The following is a 20,732-nucleotide window of genomic DNA, read 5'->3' as shown; positions in this document are numbered from 1 at the left end:
CCACCGCGTCCATGGGTGGGCCGGCGGAGATCTGGCAGCACATCGTCAACGACTTCTCGAACCTGGGATCGCCGGCAGCCATGTCGGCGTTCCTCCAGGTCCTGATGATCGACGTGGTGCTGGCGGGCGATAACGCCATTGTCGTCGGCGCGCTGGCGGCGGGGCTTCCCGCCGATCAGCGCAAGAAGGTGATCGCCATCGGCGTGATCGCGGCGCTGGTTCTGCGCATCGCCTTCGCGCTGGTGGTGACCTGGCTGCTGGGCATCGTTGGCCTCGTCTTCGCGGGCGGCCTGCTGCTGCTCTGGGTGGCATGGAAGATGTACCGCGAGATTCGGGGCGGCGATCACTCGCCGGGCTCGCCCGAGATCGAGGGGGACGAGCATTCCGGCGTGAAGCCCGCCAAGAGCTTTGCCGGTGCGGCGCTTTCGGTGGCCGTCGCAGACATTTCGATGTCGATCGACAATGTCCTCGGCGTGGCCGGCGCCGCGCGTGATCATCCGGGGATTCTGATCGTTGGTCTGATCTTCGCGGTGGCCCTGATGGGTGTCGCAGCGAATTTTATCGCCCGGTATATCGAGCGTTATCGCTGGATCGCCTGGATCGGCCTTGCGGTGATCCTCTACGTGGCGGTGAAGATGATCTACGAAGGCTGGGTCGATCCGCAGCTGGGCATCATCACCCTGATGTGAGCGAAACAGAAAAGGGCCCGGAAGCAGCACGCTTCCGGGCCCTTTTTCTTTGGTTGCTATGATCAACGCCTTTTGGGCTGCTTAATCTCGCCGGCATCAATCCCGTCGTCCCCGCGAAGGCAGGGACCCCGCTTTGCTTGAGATGCGGTGCGAAAGTAGCGGGATCCCCGCCTTCGCGGGGATGACGATGGAAGTGTGGGCAATCGCAGGCAAATTAGTGCCTTGGAGGCCCTGCCGCTCTTTAGGGAACCAGAACCGTCGAGCCCGTAGTGGCGCGAGATTCGAGGGCGCGATGGGCCTCAGCTGCATCCTCAAGCCGGAAAGTCTGTCCGATCTTCGGAGAGAGGACTCCGCTGGCGATCCGGTCGAACAGCTTCTTGGCGCTTACTGCGAGTTCTTCCGGCGTAACGACATAATCCGCCAGAGTCGGGCGCGTGAGATAGAGCGAGCCGGCCCGCATGAGGTCGAGCGGGGGCAGGGCAGGAACCGGACCGGAGGAATTGCCATAGGTCACCATCAGCCCGCGCCGTCGCAGAGAGGCGATCGAGGCGTTCCACGAATCCGCGCCGACGCCGTCGTAGGCGACGTGGCACATTGCGCCACCCGTGATCTGGCGAAGCTGTTCTGGCAAATCCTTGAAATCGCAGAACAGCGAATGTTCGCCCGGAACCTGCGCGGCCTTCTCCGCAGAGCCGGAATGGGCGATCACCGTGACGCCCTTGTCGAGCAGCCAGGGCACCAGCAGAGAGCCGACTCCCCCTGCCGCCGAATGGACCAGCGCGACATGGCCGGCCGCAGCCGGGAAGGTGTCCTCGGCCAGATAGCAGGCGGTCAGGCCCTTGAGCATGACGGCGGCGGCAATTTCCGGTGCGATGCCATCCGGGATGCGCATGGCCTTGTCCGCCTTGAGCAGCCGGTGCGTGGCATAAGCGCCGCCGGCACTGGTGGTGCCCACGCGGTCGCCGATGCCGAATCCTGAAACGCCTTCGCCCAGCGCGACGATGCGGCCGACGCTTTCGGAGCCGAGGCTGATGGGCAGGGGATCGGGATAGAGGCCCTTGCGATAGTACGTGTCGATGAAGTTGAGGCCGACAGCCTCGGTCTCGATCACCAGTTCGCCCGGGCCGGGGGAGGGGACGGTGAAGTCCTCCCGCTCGATCACTTCGGGGCCGCCGTGGCGACGGGCGATCATCCGGTATCCGGTGGTCATGGCATTCGGTCCTTCAGAACACGCGGCGGAAGGTGTCCGCCCGCGCAACTTTCCACGCACGCGCATAGGGCGTGGAGTCGGGATCGGCGAGCAGCTCGCCGGGTTTGAGGAAGCGATAGACTTCGTCCAGCGGGCCGGCCTTGGCACTGTCTATCCGCTGGTACATGTCATGCTGGGTAAGCTCCCAGGGGCTGTCATAGCCCATCGAGACGACGATCTCGCGCAGGGCCTTCAGCGTTTCCTTCTGGAAGCGGGCGACGCGTTCGGCCTTGTCTTCCACCACCAGTCCGCGCTGGCGCCAGAACGACTGGGTGGCGACGCCGGTCGGGCATTCGCCGGTGTGGCATTTCATCGATTGCACGCAGCCGAGGGAGAACATGAAGGCACGCGCGGCATTGCACCAGTCGGCCCCGAGCGCGAAAGCACGGGCCATGCCGGCTCCGGAGTGAATCTTACCCGATGCACCAAGACGAATGCGGTCCTTCAGGTTCGCGCCGACAAGGGCATTGCGCACCAGCATCAGCCCTTCGCGCAGTGGCATGCCGACATTGTCGGTCAATTCCTGCGGTGCCGCGCCAGTGCCTCCCTCGGCACCATCCACGACGATGAAGTCCGGGGTGATTCCGGTTTCGATCATGGCCTTCACGATGGCCATGATCTCATGCGGCTGGCCGACGCAGAGTTTCATGCCGGCCGGCTTGCCGCCGGACAGTTCGCGCAATTGCACGATCCATTCGAGCAGCTCGATCGGCGTGGAGAAGGCCGAATGCGCGGCGGGGGAGAGGCAGTCCTTGCCCACTTCCACCTTGCGCGTTTCGGCAATCTCTTTCGTCACTTTGGGGCCGGGCAGGACACCGCCGTGGCCGGGTTTGGCGCCCTGGCTCAGCTTGATCTCCACCATCTTCACCTGATCGCTCCGCGCCTGTTCGGCGAAGAGTTCGGGATCGAAGCTGCCATCCGGATGGCGGCAGCCGAAATAGCCACTGCCGAGTTCCCAGATCAGATCGCCGCCATAAGTGCGGTGATAGGGGCTGATCGATCCTTCGCCGGTGTCATGCGCGAAGCCGCCCATCGCCGCGCCCTTGTTCAGCGCTTCGATGGCATTGGCCGAGAGCGAGCCGAAGCTCATGGCGGAAATGTTGAGCAGGGCGCTTTCGTAGGGCTTGCTGCATTCGCTGCCGCCGATCTTTACGCGCCAATCTTTCGGCGCCTTCTCGTTCGGCGCGATCGAATGGCCCAGCCATTCGTACTCGTCCGAATAGACGTCCAGTTCGGTACCCATCGGGTGGGAATCGATCTCGCCCTTGGCACGGGCATAGACCAGGCTGCGCTCTTCCACGGTGAAGGGACGGCCTTCGCGATCGCCCTCGACGATATAGGCGCGCAAGTAAGGGCGCAGGTCTTCGAACAGCCAGCGGACGCGGGCAATCAGAGGGTAGTTGCGTCTCAACGCGTGGCGGCCCTGCACGAAGTCCCAGAGGGTCAGCAGCAGGACCGGCACCATGAGCCACAAGGCCCAGCGCCACAACGGAAGGAACCAGCAGGCGGCCGTGAGAGTCACGACCACCAGCGGGACGGCGTAGCGCGGGGCTATGGTCATCGCAGCTTAGCCGATATGCTCCGCGAAGAACGCCTCGGTTCGTCCGTCGGCGAGTTCCGCGCCGGCCTCGTCACGGCGGGCGCCGATCTCGGCGGCGAAACCGTGGTCCAGCCCTTCGTAGTCCCAGAGGGTGACGCGCGGGTGATCGTCCAGCCCGTCGTGAATCGCCTTCTGCGCGGCGGCATCGACGAAGTGGTCGGCGGTGGGAATATGCAGCATCAGCGGGCGGGCGATCGCGTGCTTTTCATTCAGCATCTGGTCGATCATCACGCCGTAGTAGCCGACCGATGCATCGATGTCGGTGCGGGCGGCCACCATGTAGGCGATGCGTCCGCCCATGCAGAAGCCGACGAGGCCAACCTTGGCAACGCCTTCTTCGCGGCGGATCCAGTGAATCACCGCTTCCAGATCGCGCATGCCCAGATCGAAATCGTGCGCCATCATGTGGCCGACGGCGGCCTGGAATTCCGCATCCACGTAAGGGCTCAGTTCGATGCCGGGCTTCTGGCGCCAGAACGTATCGGGCGCGACGGCAAGATAACCGCGCGCGGCCCAGGAATCGGCCTTGTTGCGGATGCCGGTATCGACGCCGAAGATTTCCTGCTGGACGATGATCGCGCCGCGCGGCGTGCCTTCCGGCCGCGCCACATAAGCGGGGATCGTGCCGTCGTGATCGAGGGTGGGGATTTCGGTGTTGGTGGTCATGGGGGACTCTCCTGCAGGCCGTTTGGGCGAGTTAGGCACGGGTGATGGACTTTGCCAACGCCCTGTGCCAGCTATGATGCAGAAATTCCAAGAGGGAGGCCGCAATGAAGGTCAATGTCGAGGTCGAATGCTCGCCCGAAGAGGCCCGGCGCTTCCTTGGCCTGCCCGATGTCACCAAGGCCAACGAGGTCTACGTGGATGCCCTCAGCAAAGCGATGAAGGGTGTCGGCAGCTTCGATCAGCTTCAGGAAATGAGCAAGCAGGTCGCGCCGATGGGTGAATTCGGACTCAAGCTGTTCCAGCAGCTGATGGAAAGCGGTGCCGCCATGGCGCTGAGCGGCGTGCTCAATCCGCAGGGCAAGCCCGGCAAGGACAACTGAGCCTTCACGTGCCGACCCGGTCAGGCTAGGCGAGGGCCATGTCTGACCCGATGCGTTCCGATACGATCTTCGCCCTGTCCAGCGGGGCACCGCCTGCCGCCATTGCCATCGTTCGCGTGAGCGGGCCCGATGCCGGCGCCGCGCTCATCGCTCTCACCGCATCGCTGCCCGCGCCGCGTCAGGCGCGCTACCGCTTGTTGCGCGATGGCGCGGGCGCGGTGCTCGATCAGGCGCTGGTTCTCTGGTTCCCCGGCCCGGCGACGGCGACGGGCGAGGATCTGGCCGAATTCCATCTACATGGCGGACGGGCGGTTGTGGCCGCGGTTGAGGCGGAATTGGCCCGTCTGCCGAAGTTGCGCCGCGCAACTCCCGGCGAATTCACCCGTCGCGCCTTTGCCAATGGCCGGATCGATTTGGCCGAGGCCGAGGGGCTGGCGGACCTGCTTTCGGCCGAGACCGAATTGCAGCGTCGCTCTGCTCTTGCCATGGCGGGCGGGGCCTTCTCGCGTCAGGTCGAACAGTGGCGCGAACGGGTGCTGACGGCGTCCGCTTCGGTCGAGGCCGTGCTCGACTTCGGCGATGAAGATGACGTGGCCGACTTGCCGGCAGACTTTCATGCTCGGCTGGCCGCGCTGCGCGATGAGCTTGCCGAATGGCTTTCGCGTCCCCGCGCCGAAGCGCTGCGCGAGGGCTATCGCGTGGTACTGGCCGGTCCGCCCAATGCCGGGAAGAGCACGCTGTTCAATGCCTTGGTCGAAGATGAAGCGGCGATCACCTCGCCGCTTGCCGGGACGACGCGTGACGTGCTGACGCGGGCGGTGTCGATCGGCGGCGTGCCGTTCCTGTTCGGCGACACCGCCGGGCTGCGCGACGAAACCGGCGATGTGATCGAGGCGATCGGCATTGCCCGTGCGCGCGATGCGCTGGATCGAGCTGACCTTGTCCTCTGGCTGGGGCCGGAAGGGGAAGGGCCTGACGGGGCCTGGGAGATCGCGGCGCAGGCGGATGTGTTCCACGTGGAACAGAAGCGCGATCCCCGCCATCGCGTGTCGGCGGTAACCGGAGAAGGGTTGAACCAGCTTCGCGCCAGCCTGATCGAGACCGCTCGCGATGCCATGCCGAAGCCCGGGGAGGCCGCACTCAATGCGCGCCAGCATGCCCTCGTTGCTCAGGCCGAACATGCCATCGCGTCGGCGGGGCATGAGCGTGATCCCTTGCTGGTTGCCGAAGCGCTGCGACTGGCACGCGTGGCGTTCGATGCCCTGATCGGGCGCGCCACGACAGAGGATATGTTGGACGCTCTGTTCGGACGCTTCTGCATCGGCAAGTAACTGATGCCATAAAGGGTGTTCCACGTGGAACACACCTTTGACGCGATTCACAGTTTCGAGTAAGCGCGGCGAATGCATTCCTTCGACGTGATCGTGATCGGCGGCGGCCATGCCGGCTGCGAGGCGGCTTCCGTTGCCGCGCGCATGGGCGCGCGCGTCGCGCTTGTCAGCTTCGACCTCGACGCCGTGGGCGCCATGAGCTGCAATCCCGCCATCGGCGGTTTGGGCAAAGGGCACCTCGTGCGCGAGGTCGATGCCTGTGACGGACTCATCGCCCGCGCTGCCGATGCGGCGGCTATCCATTACCGGATGCTCAACCGGTCGAAGGGCAGCGCCGTTCAGGGGCCGCGGGTTCAGGCGGACCGCAAGCTGTTCAAGGCGGCGATCCATCGGTTGCTGAAAGAGCAGGGCGATCTGACTCTCGTCGCTGGCGAGGCTTCGGCGCTGGTCATCGAGCAGGGCAGGGTGGTCGGACTCGACCTGGCCGACGGCGCCCGCCTCGATGCGCGGGCGGTCGTGCTCTGCACCGGCACCTTCCTTGGCGGCACCCTGTTCCGCGGTGAGGAGCGCATGGTCGGTGGTCGCATCGGCGAAAGCTCTGCGCAAAAGCTTGCTGCGCAATTGCGCGATGCAACGCTGCCGATGGCACGACTCAAAACAGGGACGCCGCCGCGTCTGGATGGTCGCACCATCGATTGGGCCCGCCTCGGCGAGCAACCGACCGACGGCGAACCCTGGACGATGTCGGCCATGGGCCAGCGCCGTGAAGTGCCGCAGGTCTTCTGTGCGATCACCCGTACCAACCCGCGCACGCATGACGTGATTCGCGAGAATCTCCATCGCTCTCCGCTGTTCACCGGCGCGATCGGGGCGCAGGGTCCGCGCTATTGCCCGTCGATCGAAGACAAGATTCACCGCTTTGCCGACCGGGACGGACATCAGATCTTCCTGGAGCCGGAAGGCCTCGACAATCCGCTCGTCTATCCTAACGGCGTGAGCACCTCACTGCCGGCCGACGTCCAGCTGGCAATGCTGCGGACGATGGAAGGGCTGGAGCGAGTCGAGATGGTCGTGCCCGGCTATGCGGTCGAATACGATCACATCGATCCGCGCGCCTTGCGGACGAGTCTGGAACTTCGCGAGATCGCCGGACTCTATTGCGCGGGCCAGATCAACGGCACCACCGGTTACGAGGAGGCGGCGGCCCAAGGCCTCGTTGCCGGGATGCATGCGGCGGCGACGGTCTTGGGTCGCGAGCCGGCGGCACTCGATCGCGCCACCAGCTACATGGCGGTGATGATCGACGACCTCACGCTGCATGGCGTGAGCGAGCCCTATCGCATGCTCACCGCCCGCGCCGAGTATCGTCTGCGCCTGCGCGCCAACAATGCCTCCACCCGACTCACCCCGCTCGCAATCCAAGCAGGGGCGGTTGGCGCTGCGCGGCGCGAGTGGTTCGCGCGGCGTCTGGAAGCGCGCGCGGAACTGGAAGCGGCGTTCGACACGCCGGTGGCCTCGGTCGAGATGGCGCAGGCCGGACTGCCGGTTCGTCCCGATGCCGGTCGATTGCCGATCCGCGAATGGCTGCGATTTGGTGGTGTCGACCTTACCGGTCTCTCGCCCTGGATCGCCAGCGCGCATCTGGCCGACGCCGATCTGGCCGAAGAACTAGCGGAGGACGCGGCCTATGCGCCGTACCTCGATCGGCAGGAGCGTGAACTGCGCGAACTGCGCGCGAGCGAGGCCATGCCCTTGCCCGAAGATTTCCCTTATGCCGAAACGCCCGGCCTCTCGCGCGAGATGGTCGAGCGACTGACCAAGGCCCGGCCGGAGACTCTGGCGGCGGCGGGTCGCATTCCCGGCATCACCCCGGCGGCGCTGGCGGCGCTGCTAGTCCATGCCCGCAAGGAAGCAGCGTGATTTCCACTGAAGACGAAGCGCGCGACTGGCTGCGCGCTCTGCCCGAATACGACCAGGCTGCGGAAGAGCGGCTGGAGATTCTCGTCCGCATGCTGGCGGAGGAGAATACCCGGCAGAATCTGGTTTCGGCGGCGAGCCTCGATCAGGTCTGGCTGCGCCACATCGTCGACAGCGCCCAGCTCCTTCCGCATGTTCCACGTGGAACATCCTCACCTTGGATCGACCTTGGCACGGGCGCCGGCTTTCCCGGTCTGGTGATCGCGGCGCTTCGGCCTGAGTGCGAAGTGCTGATGGTCGAATCGCGCGCGCGGCGAATCGAGTGGCTCGACCGTGCGCGCATGGCGATGGGCCTCGACAAGGCGAGGGTGCTTGGCCAGCGTCTGGAACTGGTAGAAACACGTGAGGCGCGCGTGATTTCTGCGCGCGCTTTTGCGCCGCTGGAAAAACTGCTCACTTTATCCTCGCGTTTTTCCACAAGCGACACGGTCTGGCTGTTGCCCAAAGGGCGGTCTGCACAGCAAGAATTGGATGACCTTCGCAAGTGGCGGCATGTGTTCCACGTGGAACAGTCCCTGACGGATCCGCAAGCGGGCATCATTGTCGGCACGCTGGCCGGCGGGAAGGGTAAGACCAAGTGATCCGTATCGCGATTGCCAACCAGAAGGGCGGTGTCGGAAAGACCACGACCGCGATCAACATCGCGACCGCGCTTGCCGCCACCGGCTGGAAAACGCTGCTGATCGACCTGGACCCGCAGGGCAATGCCTCGACCGGGATCGGCATTGCCGCCACCGAGCGCGACAGTTCCTCCTACGATGTGCTGGTCGATCGCGTGCCGGTGGTCGATTGCGTGATGCCCACCCGCATTCCCGGCCTCGATCTGCTGCCCGCCACCGTGGACCTTTCGGGTGCCGAAGTGGAGCTGGTCAGCGTCGACGATCGCGCCCATCGCCTGCGCAGCGCGCTGCGCGGCGATTTCGGCTACGACGTCTGCCTGATCGATTGCCCGCCCTCGCTGGGCCTGCTGACGCTCAATGCGCTGACCGCCGCCGATACCTTGCTGGTGCCGCTGCAATGCGAGTTCTTCGCGCTGGAAGGGCTGAGCCAGCTGTTGCAGACGGTGGAGCGCGTACAGCAGCGCTTCAATCCCGATCTGGGCATCATCGGCATTGCACTCACCATGTTCGATCGCCGCAACCGGCTCACCGACCAGGTTTCCGAAGACGTGCGATCGTGCCTGGGCCAGCTCGTCTTCGAAACGACCATTCCGCGCAACGTGCGCCTTTCCGAAGCGCCCAGCCACGGCGTGCCGGCGCTGATCTACGATCACGCCTGTGCGGGCAGCCGTGCCTACATGGCGCTGGCGCGCGAACTAATCACCCGACTGCCCGAGAAGAGGAAAGCGGCATGAGCGACGAATCGATTGTCCGCATCAGCGTACCCCAAGCCGACAAGCCCCTAGCCCCCAAGCAGAAGCCGAAGGGCCTCGGCCGTGGTCTGGGCGCACTGCTCGGTGAGACCCGGCGTGAGGAGCCGCTGCCGGCCGGGGGAGAGGGCAACGTCACTCCGCTGCGCGGTGGTGGTGGTCTGGCCGTGCTGGCCATTTCCGACATCACGCCGCACCCGGATCAGCCGCGTCGTATCTTCGACGAGGAGGCGTTGGAGGAACTGGCCGCCTCGATCGCGCATCGCGGGGTGATTCAGCCCATCATCGTTCGCCCGATGAGCAGCGGCGGCTATCAACTGGTGGCCGGCGAACGTCGCTGGCGCGCGGCGCAGAAGGCGCAGCTTCACGAGATCCCGGCACTGGTACGCGACCTTACCGAGCGTGAGGTGATGGCATTGGCGCTGATCGAGAACCTTCAGCGTGAGGATCTCAATCCCATCGAAGAGGCGCGGGCGTACAACCGCCTTGCCGAGTTCGAGGGCATGACTCAGGCCGAGATCGCCCGCATGGTCGACAAGAGCCGCAGCCATATCGCGAACTTCCAGCGCCTGCTCGCGCTTCCGGACGGCGTCATCGCCAAAGTGGAGAACGGCAGCCTGTCGATGGGCCATGCCCGCGCGCTGATCGGCTGCGACGATGCCGAAGAAATCGCCGAAGCCGCGATCGGCAAGCAGATGTCGGTTCGCGATGTCGAAAAGCTGGTGCGCAAGAAGCTGCGCGGCGATGTCGCGCCGCGTCGGGCCCGCACGGCGCGCAGCGCAACGGAAGACGCTGATATTGCCGCCGTGCAGAATCACCTTGAGGAGTTTCTGGGGATGCCGGTGAAGATCAGCGCCGACACGGATCCGAAGTCCGGCACGGTGACGATCCGCTACGCCACGCTGGATCAGCTCGATCTGGTCTGCCAGCGTCTCACCGGCGGCTCGATCTAAGGGAAGTCCAACTGCGCGGCTGGCGGTTCGGGAAAAGCCGTAACCAAGAATAAGAAAGGCGCAGGGGGCGATTACCCTCTGCGCCTTTTTCATTGATCCAGGTAAGATCCCCAGGGCGTCAGATCGACGCGGCAATGGCTGCCGCGAGGCGCTCGATTCCCGCTGCGTCTTCATTGTCGAAACGGCCGGGCAGGGGGCTGTCGAGGTCGATCACCGCGATCACCTTGCCGTCGCGCAGCACTGGCACCACCAGTTCCGAACGGCTCGCCGCGTCGCAGGCAATGTGGCCGGGGAAGGCATGGACGTCAGGCACGACCTGAGACTCGCCGCTCTGCGCTGCAGTGCCGCAAACGCCCTGGCCAAAGGGAATGCGGATACAGGCCGGCTTGCCGATGAACGGGCCCAGCACCAGTTCGTCTTCGACATTGCGATAGAATCCGGACCAGTTGAGGTCGGGCAGATACTGCCACAGCAGCGCCGCCAGGTTGGACATGTTGGCGACCGGATCGGGCTCGCCGGCGATCAGCGCCTGCGCGGCCTCGACAAGCTCACCATAAAGTTCGGGCTTGGGCGTGTCGCCCTTGGGTGCGAAGTCGTACATGCGAAAGCCGTTACTCCAAGTCGTTGTTGCCGCCTAGCCGCCTCGGGCTTATCCAATGCGCCATGCGCTCGATACTCATCAAAGTCGCCGTCGTCCTGCTGCTGATCATCCTCGCCATTGTCGGGGTGATTGCCTGGGCGCAGTATTCCAACACGTCCGACCTGCCGCTCGATGCGACGACGGGCAAGGACCCCAAGCTGGTCGAGGCTGACCCGCAGACCATTCCCAGCGTGAAGCTGGTGAAGACGGTAGGCTGGGCGCAGGGCGAGGCGCCCACGGCGGCGCAGGGCTTTGCCGTCAATCGCTTCGCCGAAGGTCTGGACCATCCGCGCACCATGCTGACGCTGCCCAATGGCGACGTGCTGGTGGCCGAAACCAATGCACCGCCGGGCAACAAGCCCAGCGGCATTACCGGAATCGTGATGGGCTGGATGTTCAGCCGCGTCGGCGCCGATGTGCCTTCGCCGAACAAGATCGTGCTGCTGCGCGATGCAGACGGCGACGGCAAGGCAGAGACTCGCTCTGACTTCCGGACCGAGGACATGCACTCGCCCTCCGGCATGGCCTATCGCGACGGCAAGCTCTACATCGCCAACCACGATGCGGTGCTGGAATTCGCGTTCCAGCCCGGTGAGACCAAGCTGGTCGGCAAGCCGCTGCGCAAGATGATGGACCTGCCTGCGGGCGGCAATCACTGGATGCGCAACCTGCTGCTGAGCGACGATGGCCAGCACCTCTATGTCGCGGTCGGTTCGTCCTCCAATATCGCCGACAATGGCATGGAAGCCGAAGCGGGCCGCGCGGCGATCTGGGAAATCGACGTTGCCACCGGGCGCCGCCGCCAGTTTGCGGCGGGCATGCGCAATCCCAACGGCATGGGTTGGAATCCCTCCACTGGCGAGCTCTGGGCCACGGTGCAGGAGCGTGACATGCTCGGCCCCGATCTGGTGCCCGACTATCTGACCAACGTTCCCGTCGGCGCGCAGTATGGCTGGCCGTGGATCTACTGGAAGACGACGTTCGATGACCGCGTCCAGTGGCCCATGGAAACGTACATGCTGGAATATACCCGCAAGCCCGAATACGCGATGGGCGCCCATGCGGCCGTGCTGGGCATGGTCTTCGCGCATGGCGGCATCACTATGGGTGACAAGTTCGCCAACGGTGCTTTCGTTGCCCGTCACGGTTCGTGGAACCGTCGCCCGGCGGTGGGCTACGACGTGGTGTTCGTGCCCTTCGACGAACACGGCAATCCGCAGAACGTGAAGCCGGTGCCGGTGCTGACGGCCTTCCTGAAGGATGCATCGCACACCCGTGGTCGCCCGACCTGGCTGGCCTTCGACAAGACCGGCAGCCTGCTGGTCAGCGACGATACTTCCGGCATGATCTGGCGCGTCCATGCGCCCGGCGCGAAGCCCTCTGCGGACATCAAGCCGGTGGTGGCGGAGCACATGAAGCCGCAGACGGAACTGAAGGATCCGACCGTTCCCAGCGCGGAGACCGTCGCCGGCTTCAAGCAGGAGCCGGACAAACTGCTGCCCTGATCGGCAGCCGAATTTGAGACTTACCGAAGGGCAGGGGGCGATAACCCCCTGCCTTTTTCGTTAGAGGACTTTGCCGGCGCGTCCCGCCAGTTCGGTGACATATTGCCAGGCCACGCGGCCCGAGCGGGCACCGCGGCGGCGTGACCATTCGAGGGCATCGCTCTCCTCGAACGCCAGCCCGTATTGTTCGGCATAGCCGTGGATGATCGCGAGGTACGAAGGCTGATCGCAGTTGTGATAGCCGATCGAGAGGCCGAAGCGATCCGCCAGCGCGAGGCGATCGTCGATCACGTCGCGCGGATTGATGGGATCGTCCTGCTCGCTCATGGCGCGGCCGACGATGGCGCGGCGGTTGGAGGTCACCGCAAGGCGCACATTGGCCGGACGCGCTTCCACGCCGCCTTCCAGCCATGAGCGCAGCAGGCGCGGGCCGGTGCCGTCGCCTTCCTCGAAGCCGAGATCGTCGATGTAGACGAGGAACTGGCGGTCCACCTTGCCCAGCAGCGTGAACAGCGCGGTGACGCCGTGGAGCGCTTCCTGTGCCACCTGGACGAGGGCGATGCGGCCCGGATGAAGGTCCTGCGCCGCGCGGATCGAGGCGCGGATCACCGCGGACTTGCCCATGCCGCGCGAACCCCAGAGCAGCATGTCATGCGCGGCATGGCCGGCGGCGAGGCGCTCGACATTGGTGACCACGCGTTCCTTCTGCGTGTCGATGCCGCGCAGCATGTCCAGCTTCGGGGCCTCCAGCGTGGCTACCGAGCGGGCTTCGGTTCCGGTCCAGACGTAGGCCGGATGCGCCAGCCAGTCGACCTGAGCGGCCGGGGGAGGGGCCAGTCGTTCGAGAGCGGCGGCGATACGGGTAAGGACTTCGATCTTTTCGGTCACGCGGTCAGTTCCTCGCTGGTGAGGTCGTAGAGCAGGGCGGCACCCTTGCCGGCCTGTGCGAGTGCGCCCATGGCTTCGGGCACGATATGGTCGGCGAAATAGCGCGCGACCACGGCCTTGCGCTTGGCGAAGGTGCCGGAGAGGTCGAGCGAGGGCAGGGCGGCCACTTGCCGTTCCAGCTGCCATCCGGCGACGGCCACCGCGCAGGCTTCCAGGAAGGGCACGCTGGCGGCAAGGCGGTCGTTCAGAGATCCGGCCAGGAAGCGTTCGCCCATCGCCTTGCAGCCCATCGCGAGGTCACGCAGCGGGGCGGAGCCTTCGCTGGCGATCTCGTCGATCAGCGCGAAGAGCACGTCGCCCTGTTCCATGCTCAGCTTGCGAGTCACGAGGTCGGCGGCCTGAATGCCGTTGGTGCCTTCGTAGATCGGGGCGATGCGCGCGTCGCGGTAATGCTGCGCGGCGCCGGTCTCCTCGATGAAGCCCATGCCGCCGTGGACCTGAATGCCCAGGCTGGCCACTTCCACGCCCATGTCGGTGCACCAGGCCTTCACCAGCGGCACCAGCAGTTCGGCGCGCTGGGCGGCGCCATCACCCATGCCGCCGCGGTCGAGCTGTCCGGTGGCGTAATAGAGCAGCGCGCGGCCGCCCTCGGTCAGCGCGCGCATACGCAGCAGGGTGCGGCGCACGTCGGGATGCTCGACGATGGCGACAGGGTTCTTGTCGGACGATCCGGCGCGGGCGGACTGCAGGCGGTCGTTGGCATAGGCCATGGCCTGCTGCATCGCTCGCTCGGCGATCTGCACGCCTTGCGCGCCGACGTTGATGCGGGCGTTGTTCATCATCGTGAACATGCAGCGCAGGCCTTCGTTCTCCGCGCCGACCAGTTCGCCTATGCATTCGCCGTTGTCGCCATAGCTCATCACGCACGTGGGCGAGGCGTGGATGCCCAGCTTGTGTTCGAGGCTGACGACCTTGAGATCGTTACGCGCGCCGAGCGAGCCGTCTGGTTCCACGTGGAACTTCGGAACGAGGAACAGCGAAATTCCGCGCGAGCCTGCAGGGGCACCGGGCGTACGCGCCAACACGAGGTGGACGATATTCTCGGCCAGATCGTGCTCACCCCAGGTGATGAAGATCTTCTGCCCGGCGATGCGGTATTTGCCGGCGTGCGGACCCTCGGTGATCGGCAGGGCCGTGCTGCGCAGCGCGCCGACGTCGGATCCGGCTTGCGGCTCGGTAAGATTCATCGTGCCGGACCATTCGCCGCTGACGATCTTGGTGAGGTAAGTCGCCTGCTGCGCCGCACTGCCGTGATGGATCAGCGCCTCGATCGCGCCCACGGTCAGCATCGGCAGCAGCGAGAACGCCATGTTGGCGGTGCCCATGCATTCGAGCACGGCCACGGCGAGCGACTGCGGCAGGCCTTGTCCGCCGAAGTCTTCGGGTGCGGAAATCGAATTCCATCCGGCTTCGACGAAGTCCGCATAGGCCTGCGCGAAGCCATCGGGCAGCACCACTTTGCCATCGACGATGCGCGCGCCTTCGCTATCCCCCTTGCGGTTCAGCGGCGCCCATTCGCCTGCCGCGAACTGTCCCGCACCCTCGACCACGGCCTCAACCACATCGGGGCTGGCAGCGGCGAAACGCTCGGTTTCGGCAAGCGCGTCGAGCCCGGCGTTTACGCGCAGGGCCAGAACCTGATCGGTGCTGGGGGGATTGAAGGTCATTTTCGCGGTTTTCCTTGGCTTTCCTCGCGGTGCGCTATAGCGGCAGGGCATGGAGCGCACCAGTCGACCCGAACGCCTTGCCGCCGATTCCGCCGGCCTTGCCCGCGCGGCGGAGCTGCTGCGCGAGAACGGTCTCGTCGCCGTTCCCACCGAAACGGTCTACGGTCTTGCCGCCCGCGCGGATCGCGATGAATCCGTCGCGGCGATCTACCGCGCCAAAGGACGGCCGAGTTTCAACCCGCTGATCGTCCATGTCGCCGATCTCGATTCCGCCCGCCGCATTGCCCGTTTCGACGAGCGCGCACTGGCGCTGGCCGATGCGTTCTGGCCGGGTGCCTTGACCATGGTGCTTCCGCTGGAAGACGGCGCGGACATCGCCCCCGCCGTCACCGCCGGCCTGCCCACGGTGGCGCTGCGCTGCCCGGCCCATCCGGTGATGCGTGAGGTGATCGCGCAGGCAGGTCTTCCACTGGCAGCACCTTCCGCCAATCGCAGCGGCGGCGTCAGCCCGACCACGGCGGACCATGTCGCGGCATCGTTGGGTGAGGGGATCGATGCCATCGTCGATGGCGGCGCCTGCGAGGCCGGGCTGGAATCGACGATCGTGGCGCTGCGGCAGGATGGCCGCTGGCAAGTTCTGCGTCCAGGGCCGATCCCGGACGCTTGGATTCGCGAGATTCTCGGCACCGATCCGGACGCCGTGACGTCACAGGCGATCGAAGCACCTGGCCAGCTTGCCAGCCATTACGCCCCCGGCAAGCCGGTGCGTCTGGGGGCCGTCGAGGCCGAGGCAGACGAGTTTCATATCGGATTCGGTGAGATCGCCGGGAATGCCTCGCTATCGTCGTCTGGCGACCTCGTGGAAGCCGCATCGCGGCTCTATGCCTTGCTCCACCAGGGGGCTGAGGCGGCGTTTCCTCGCATCGCTGTGGCACCTGTTCCCGAAGGCGGGATTGGCGCGGCGATCAATGACCGCCTGCGCAGGGCGGCAGCTTAAAGGGTAGAGCCACGACTCAGCGCGGCGGGGGGGCCGCGCCGGGGTTGAGGTCCTGAATGTCGGCGTAGTCGTCGCGCGCCTTGGTGCAGGCATCGCGGTCGCCGCGATCGCAGTCCTTCAGGTGGCGCTGGTACTGGCGCTGCAGCTTGCCCAGCTTTTCATCCCGTTCCCGCATCTGGCGGCCGCGCTTTTCGTCGGCTTCGGACTGGCTGGTGGTGGCCATGTCCACGGCCGAACTGGCGATGCGCACCGGCGCGGTCACCACTTTGCCCACGGTGCTGATGCAGCCGCTCAGGGCAAGAAGGCCTAGGGGCAGGGCGATGAGGTGGGCGTGCCGGATCATATCGGGCGCGAAACTGTCACGCCGGATCTGTCGAAACAATGAATGGGCGCAGGCAAGCTGGGGATAGGCAAAAGGAAAGGGCCGCTCCCTTGCGAGAGCGGCCCTTTGCCTTGCACGATTGCGCTGCCGATCAAACGGCTTCGGCGCTCTCGTAATACTTCGGGGCGTATTCGTTGAGGATCGTAAGGATCTTCTTGAGTGCGCCCTGCTCGTCGGTCTTTTCCATCGCCGCCAGCTCACGGGCGAGGCGCGACGAAGCGGCCTCGAAGATCTGGCGTTCGGAATAGCTCTGTTCGGGCTGGTCATCGGCACGGAACAGGTCGCGCGTCACTTCGGCGATCGATACGAGGTCGCCCGAGTTGATCTTCGCTTCGTATTCCTGGGCGCGACGCGACCACATGGTGCGCTTGACCTTGGGTTTACCCTTGAGCGTGTCGAGTGCTTCGCGCAGAGTCTTGTCCGAAGACAGCTTGCGCATCCCGATGGCTTCCACTTTGTTCATCGGAACGCGCAGAGTCATGCGTTCCTTCTCAAAACGGAGCACGTAGAGTTCGAGCTGCATCCCGGCAATTTCCTGCTTCTGGAGCTCGATCACACGGCCCACGCCGTGCTTGGGATAAACGACGTAATCTCCAACATCGAAGGCATCGGCCTTGGTTGCCATTTATCGTCCTTTCACCTGCAGGTTCGTTGCCTTACCTACGGCATGGGAGAAACCCGGGAGGTGCGACAATGGAGACAAACGCCTCCGCCGCCCGGTCAGATAACTCTCCCAACCGTCTGCTTTCGAACCCTGCCTCGCAATGAAAATGCCTGCCAAAACGGGCGGGGAGCCCGGGCAGTCGCGGGATTATATAGCACCGATGTGATAAAATTACCAGAGGCGTGCGTATAATTAACAGGTACCGCGCGCAACGTTCGCGCCGCGGCACCCATTTGCTCAGCAAGTCCCTCTGCCTAGGGGGAAACCGCTTGCCCCCTCAGGCGCCTTTGGAAAGGCTCAGTCGCCTTCGCCGGGTTCGGGCGAGAAATATTTTTCGAACTTGCCTTCTTCGCCGCGCATTTCGTCGGCGTCGGCCGGCGCGTCCTTCTTGGTGGTCAGGTTCGGCCACTCGGCAGAGTACTTGGCGTTGAGTTCCAGCCACTGCTCAAGACCGCTTTCGGTATCGGGCAGGATGGCTTCGGCCGGGCATTCCGGTTCGCAGACGCCGCAGTCGATGCACTCGCTGGGATTGATCACCAGCATGTTCTCGCCTTCGTAGAAGCAGTCCACCGGACAGACTTCGACGCAATCCATGTACTTGCACCGGATGCAGTTATCGGTGACGACATAGGTCATGGCGGCGTATTCCTCTTAGACGGCTTCGTTGCGGTTGGCCGCTGCTATGGGATCAGCGGGGCCTGCGTCAAGCACTCTATAGCAGGCCTGCGCCTCCGGGGCAGGGCCGCGACGGTCCGGAAGGGATAGGATTTCTATCACCCTTGCACCCTGCGCTGTCGGCAAAGTCAGGACATCGCCGCAGACGACCTTCTGGTGTGCGCGTTCGACTCGCTTGCCGTTGATTCGCACATGCCCGGATTCGGCCATGGTCTGGGCAAGCGGCCGGGTCTTGGTGAGGCGCAGGAACCAGAGCAGCTTGTCGATCCTCAAACCGCCGCCTCCGTTCCTGTGCCCGCCGCGCCCATCAGCGTGAGATCAGTTCGCCCAGCGCCGCGAAGGCGCTGTCCTTGCGGACGGGCTGGGGGCGGGTTTCCTCGGCCTGCCGCCGTGGCGGACGCCAGCGCCAGCGCACCGGGGCCGGCGGCCCGTGCGCTTCCTCGGCTAGCGGGCGCGGCATTACCGGCTGGAATCCGGCCAGACGCAGCAGCCGGGCATAGCTGGAGGTGGTGAGTCCCATCGAGACGGCGCGGGCCGGATCGAGCGCGAAATCGCGCGAAGCGGGGCCGGAGCCGCGCGCTTCATGCGCCTCGCGCAGCAGCTTTTCGGCCATGTCCAGCCGGATCAGCTGCTTGCCGAGATTGCGATAGCCGGGCGCGCGGTGGCGTTTGGCGGCGTCCATCGCCGGCGGCATCGCGGCATCGGGCTCGCCGCCCTGTGGTTTGCCGGCAATCCGTGCGAGCTGGCGCCACAGCGCGATCGGCCCGGGGCGCAGCATGGAGGGCACGAAGAGATCGAGCGCACCCACGCGGACGCCCAGCTTGGCCAGCATGGTGCGGCGGTTCTTGTCGAGCCGATCCACGCGGGAATCCTCGCGCGCGGAAATGCCGCCGCATTCGACCAGCGTGATCAGCAGCGCGCGCAAGTCCGGCCCGGCCTCTTCCGATCGGCTCGCCTCATCCAGCTTGCCCAGTGGCGCGAGCGGTTCCAGCGCGGCGATCAGCCAGGCCTCCAGCGCGGCGACCAGCGCCTTGCGTGAAGGGGCAGGGATGGCATCGAGCACGCGATCAGGTGCCAGCACCGGCGCCAGCAGCGATCGGCCGGCGGAAAGCGTGGCGATCTTCTCACCCTCCCACCGCAGATCGCCGGCTTCCAGCGTGATCGCGGCGGTGCCTTCGTGAATCGCGGCGGCCAGTGCATCGGCGCGCTTTTGCAGCAGGGCGGGCAAGTGGCGCTCGGCCGCGGCCAGCAGCAGCTTGCGGTCGGTCAGCCGCGCGCCGGGATCGACCTGAAAGCCGAAACCGCGCAGCGAGCCGATGTGCTCGCCTTCCACCAGCACTTCCTCGTCTTCGAGGCGGACCGAAAGCAGTCCGGCGTCGGGGCCGAGTTTCTTCATGAGCACGGCAGTCCTGCGGTTGATGAAACGTTCGGTAAGCTTGCCATGAAGCGCGTCGGAAAGGCGCGCCTCAACCGCCCGGGCACGCGCCGCCATCTCATCGCGGGCAAGCACCCAGTCGGGGCGCTGGGCGATATAGGCCCAGGAACGGATTGCGGCAATCCGCCCCTGCAGGGTGTCGATATCGCCGCCGGTGCGGTCCAACTGGGCGATCTGTTGCGCCATGTAGTCCGCACCCAGTTCGCCGTGTCGCAGGTCCTGCCACAACCGGGCGACGAAGCGCGCGTGCGTTTCCGAACCTTGCTGGCGGAAATCGGGCAGGCGGCAGACCTCCCAGAACCGGGCGACTTGCGCATGGCCGCGCACGTTGCCGCCAACGTCGGGATCTTCGGCCAGCCGCTTCAGCACCGCCAGATCTATGGCTTCCGGCGCGGGGGCGAGTTCGGGGCGTTCGGGCGGCGCTTCCAGATCGGCGATCAGCGTGGCCAGACTGTCGAAGCGCGGTTCGGGTTCGCGCCAGAACAGCTTGGTCAACGGCGGGAAGCGATGTTCCTCGATCGCGTAGATTTCTTCGGATTCGAATTCGGAATCGTGGCCGCCCGATCCGGTCAGCGTGCCGAAGGTGCCATCGGTTTGGTGGCGACCCGCGCGTCCGGCGATCTGCGCCATTTCCGCAGTGGTCAGGCGGCGATGGCGGCGGCCGTCATACTTGGACAGCCCGGCGAAGGCGACATGCTGGACATCGAGGTTGAGGCCCATGCCGATGGCATCGGTGGCGACCAGATAGTCGACCTCGCCCGATTGGTAGAGCGCGACCTGGGCGTTGCGCGTCTGCGGGCTGAGCGCGCCCATAACCACGGCGGCACCACCGCGAAAACGGCGCAGCATTTCGGCGATGGCGTAGACCTGCTCGGTAGAGAAGGCGACGATCGCGCTGCGCGGGGGAATCCGGCTGAGCTTTTTGGCACCGACGTGCGAGAGCGTGGAAAAGCGCGGGCGCGAGATCACCTCGACGCCGGGAACCAGCGCCTTGACCAGCGGCTCTATGGTCGAGGAGCCGAGGATCATCGTCTCCTCGCGCCCACGGGCGTGCAGCAGGCGGTCGGTAAAGACGTGGCCGCGTTCGCGATCGGCGGCTAGTTGTGCCTCGTCGATGGCGACAAAGGCCAGGCTGCGGTCGGTGACCGGCATCGCCTCTGCCGTGCACAGTAGATAGCGCGCGTTCTTCGGCTCGATCCGTTCCTCGCCGGTGATCAGGGCGACATTGTTCTCGCCCTTGATCTTGCAGACGCGGTCATAGACCTCGCGTGCCAGCAGGCGCAGGGGGAAGCCGATGGCGCCGCTGGAATGCGCGCAGAGCCGCTCTATGGCGAGGTGGGTCTTGCCGGTGTTCGTCGGGCCGAGCACCGCCTTGACCCCGCTGGGAGCGTCGTTTCGCGACGAGGCATGCGGCTTGTGAAACATTACCCCCTAGATTTGGCACCCCACCCGAACGCCCGCAAGACTCGGCTCGCCGAAAAACGGGTCAGAAATCCACAGCGTTAGGTAGCAATTAACCTTAAGCGGGCAGGACATGTGCCCAAGGGCCCCTTTCGGGTCATGATTTTTAGAGCCGCCCGCGATCCCGGCAGGGGCATGCGGCAC

The 20,732-nt window shown here is 65.4% G+C and carries 20 protein-coding genes; 9 read left to right on the top strand and 11 right to left on the bottom strand.

Features of this window, described 5'->3' with window-relative positions; translation table 11 throughout:
- Positions 1–11: 11 nt before the first annotated feature.
- Positions 12–689 carry a TerC family protein gene (locus ACZ1JC_RS11245; RefSeq protein ID WP_465138621.1) on the top strand — a complete coding sequence of 226 codons (678 nt, stop codon included), beginning with the start codon at positions 12–14 and terminating at the stop codon, positions 687–689.
- Positions 690–930: 241 nt separating this feature from the next.
- Here ACZ1JC_RS11245 and ACZ1JC_RS11240 read toward each other — a convergent pair whose 3' ends face one another.
- Genes ACZ1JC_RS11240 through ACZ1JC_RS11230 form a run of 3 tightly spaced genes read right to left on the bottom strand, consistent with a single transcriptional unit; the run spans position 931 to position 4,204 of the window.
- Positions 931–1,899, bottom strand: a complete 969-nt coding sequence (locus tag ACZ1JC_RS11240) for a quinone oxidoreductase family protein (protein WP_465136783.1) — start codon at positions 1,897–1,899, stop codon at positions 931–933.
- A gap of 13 nt (positions 1,900–1,912) precedes the next feature.
- Positions 1,913–3,499 carry an FMN-binding glutamate synthase family protein gene (locus ACZ1JC_RS11235; RefSeq protein WP_465136784.1) on the bottom strand — a complete coding sequence of 529 codons (1,587 nt, stop codon included), beginning with the start codon at positions 3,497–3,499 and terminating at the stop codon, positions 1,913–1,915.
- 6 nt (positions 3,500–3,505) lie between these two features.
- A complete protein-coding gene (locus ACZ1JC_RS11230; protein WP_465136785.1) occupies positions 3,506–4,204 on the bottom strand; it encodes a dienelactone hydrolase family protein in 699 nt (232 codons plus the stop codon).
- A 104-nt stretch (positions 4,205–4,308) separates the two neighbouring features.
- Between ACZ1JC_RS11230 and ACZ1JC_RS11225 the strand changes: the two genes are divergently transcribed.
- From ACZ1JC_RS11225 to ACZ1JC_RS11200, 6 genes are all read left to right on the top strand, one after another.
- On the top strand, positions 4,309–4,584 hold the full coding sequence (locus ACZ1JC_RS11225) for a DUF6489 family protein (RefSeq protein ID WP_465136786.1): 276 nt from the start codon (positions 4,309–4,311) through the stop codon (positions 4,582–4,584).
- A gap of 38 nt (positions 4,585–4,622) precedes the next feature.
- Positions 4,623–5,915, top strand: coding sequence for a tRNA uridine-5-carboxymethylaminomethyl(34) synthesis GTPase MnmE (gene mnmE / locus ACZ1JC_RS11220; protein ID WP_465136787.1), 1,293 nt, complete (start codon positions 4,623–4,625; stop codon positions 5,913–5,915).
- Positions 5,916–5,987: 72 nt separating this feature from the next.
- Positions 5,988–7,835 (top strand): tRNA uridine-5-carboxymethylaminomethyl(34) synthesis enzyme MnmG, encoded by a 1,848-nt coding sequence (mnmG, locus tag ACZ1JC_RS11215; protein ID WP_465136788.1) that lies wholly within the window; start codon positions 5,988–5,990, stop codon positions 7,833–7,835.
- Positions 7,832–8,473, top strand: a complete 642-nt coding sequence (gene rsmG / locus ACZ1JC_RS11210) for a 16S rRNA (guanine(527)-N(7))-methyltransferase RsmG (RefSeq protein ID WP_465136789.1) — start codon at positions 7,832–7,834, stop codon at positions 8,471–8,473. Before mnmG ends, rsmG begins: the two co-directional genes overlap by 4 nt.
- A complete protein-coding gene (locus tag ACZ1JC_RS11205; protein WP_465136790.1) occupies positions 8,470–9,246 on the top strand; it encodes a ParA family protein in 777 nt (258 codons plus the stop codon). The genes rsmG and ACZ1JC_RS11205 overlap by 4 nt, the downstream gene beginning before the upstream one ends.
- Positions 9,243–10,214, top strand: coding sequence for a ParB/RepB/Spo0J family partition protein (locus tag ACZ1JC_RS11200; protein ID WP_465136791.1), 972 nt, complete (start codon positions 9,243–9,245; stop codon positions 10,212–10,214). The genes ACZ1JC_RS11205 and ACZ1JC_RS11200 overlap by 4 nt, the downstream gene beginning before the upstream one ends.
- A 118-nt stretch (positions 10,215–10,332) precedes the next feature.
- Here ACZ1JC_RS11200 and ACZ1JC_RS11195 read toward each other — a convergent pair whose 3' ends face one another.
- Complete coding sequence (locus ACZ1JC_RS11195; protein ID WP_465136792.1) at positions 10,333–10,815, bottom strand: GAF domain-containing protein; 483 nt, start codon at positions 10,813–10,815, stop codon at positions 10,333–10,335.
- Between the two features lie 62 nt (positions 10,816–10,877).
- Here ACZ1JC_RS11195 and ACZ1JC_RS11190 point away from each other — a divergent pair, with 62 nt between their 5' ends.
- Entirely contained in the window at positions 10,878–12,359 is a 1,482-nt protein-coding gene (locus ACZ1JC_RS11190) for a PQQ-dependent sugar dehydrogenase (protein WP_465136793.1), read from the top strand.
- A gap of 60 nt (positions 12,360–12,419) precedes the next feature.
- Here ACZ1JC_RS11190 and ACZ1JC_RS11185 read toward each other — a convergent pair whose 3' ends face one another.
- Both ACZ1JC_RS11185 and ACZ1JC_RS11180 read right to left on the bottom strand, forming a co-directional pair.
- On the bottom strand, positions 12,420–13,247 hold the full coding sequence (locus ACZ1JC_RS11185) for a DUF815 domain-containing protein (RefSeq protein WP_465136794.1): 828 nt from the start codon (positions 13,245–13,247) through the stop codon (positions 12,420–12,422).
- Positions 13,244–14,974, bottom strand: coding sequence for an acyl-CoA dehydrogenase (locus tag ACZ1JC_RS11180; RefSeq protein ID WP_465136795.1), 1,731 nt, complete (start codon positions 14,972–14,974; stop codon positions 13,244–13,246). The genes ACZ1JC_RS11185 and ACZ1JC_RS11180 overlap by 4 nt, the downstream gene beginning before the upstream one ends.
- Positions 14,975–15,023: 49 nt before the next feature.
- Between ACZ1JC_RS11180 and ACZ1JC_RS11175 the strand changes: the two genes are divergently transcribed.
- Positions 15,024–15,971 (top strand): L-threonylcarbamoyladenylate synthase, encoded by a 948-nt coding sequence (locus tag ACZ1JC_RS11175; protein WP_465136796.1) that lies wholly within the window; start codon positions 15,024–15,026, stop codon positions 15,969–15,971.
- Between the two features lie 16 nt (positions 15,972–15,987).
- On the opposite strand, the gene ACZ1JC_RS11170 is transcribed toward ACZ1JC_RS11175, so the two are convergent.
- From ACZ1JC_RS11170 to ACZ1JC_RS11150, 5 genes are all read right to left on the bottom strand, one after another.
- Positions 15,988–16,314: a hypothetical protein gene (locus ACZ1JC_RS11170; protein WP_465136797.1), complete on the bottom strand. Its 327-nt coding sequence runs from the start codon at positions 16,312–16,314 to the stop codon at positions 15,988–15,990.
- A 130-nt stretch (positions 16,315–16,444) separates the two neighbouring features.
- The gene (locus tag ACZ1JC_RS11165; RefSeq protein ID WP_465136798.1) at positions 16,445–16,978 is read right to left on the bottom strand and encodes a CarD family transcriptional regulator; all 534 of its coding nucleotides are present in this window, start codon (positions 16,976–16,978) and stop codon (positions 16,445–16,447) included.
- A 336-nt stretch (positions 16,979–17,314) separates the two neighbouring features.
- The gene (fdxA, locus tag ACZ1JC_RS11160; RefSeq protein WP_395329738.1) at positions 17,315–17,653 is read right to left on the bottom strand and encodes a ferredoxin FdxA; all 339 of its coding nucleotides are present in this window, start codon (positions 17,651–17,653) and stop codon (positions 17,315–17,317) included.
- 15 nt (positions 17,654–17,668) lie between these two features.
- Complete coding sequence (locus tag ACZ1JC_RS11155) at positions 17,669–17,965, bottom strand: RNA-binding S4 domain-containing protein (RefSeq protein ID WP_465136799.1); 297 nt, start codon at positions 17,963–17,965, stop codon at positions 17,669–17,671.
- Positions 17,966–17,999: 34 nt separating this feature from the next.
- Entirely contained in the window at positions 18,000–20,552 is a 2,553-nt protein-coding gene (locus tag ACZ1JC_RS11150) for a helicase-related protein (protein ID WP_465136800.1), read from the bottom strand.
- Positions 20,553–20,732: the final 180 nt, after the last annotated feature.

It is taken from the genome of Sphingomonas sp. BL-S-28, from assembly GCF_055521515.1.
This window is presented reverse-complemented; position numbering and strand designations above follow the sequence as displayed.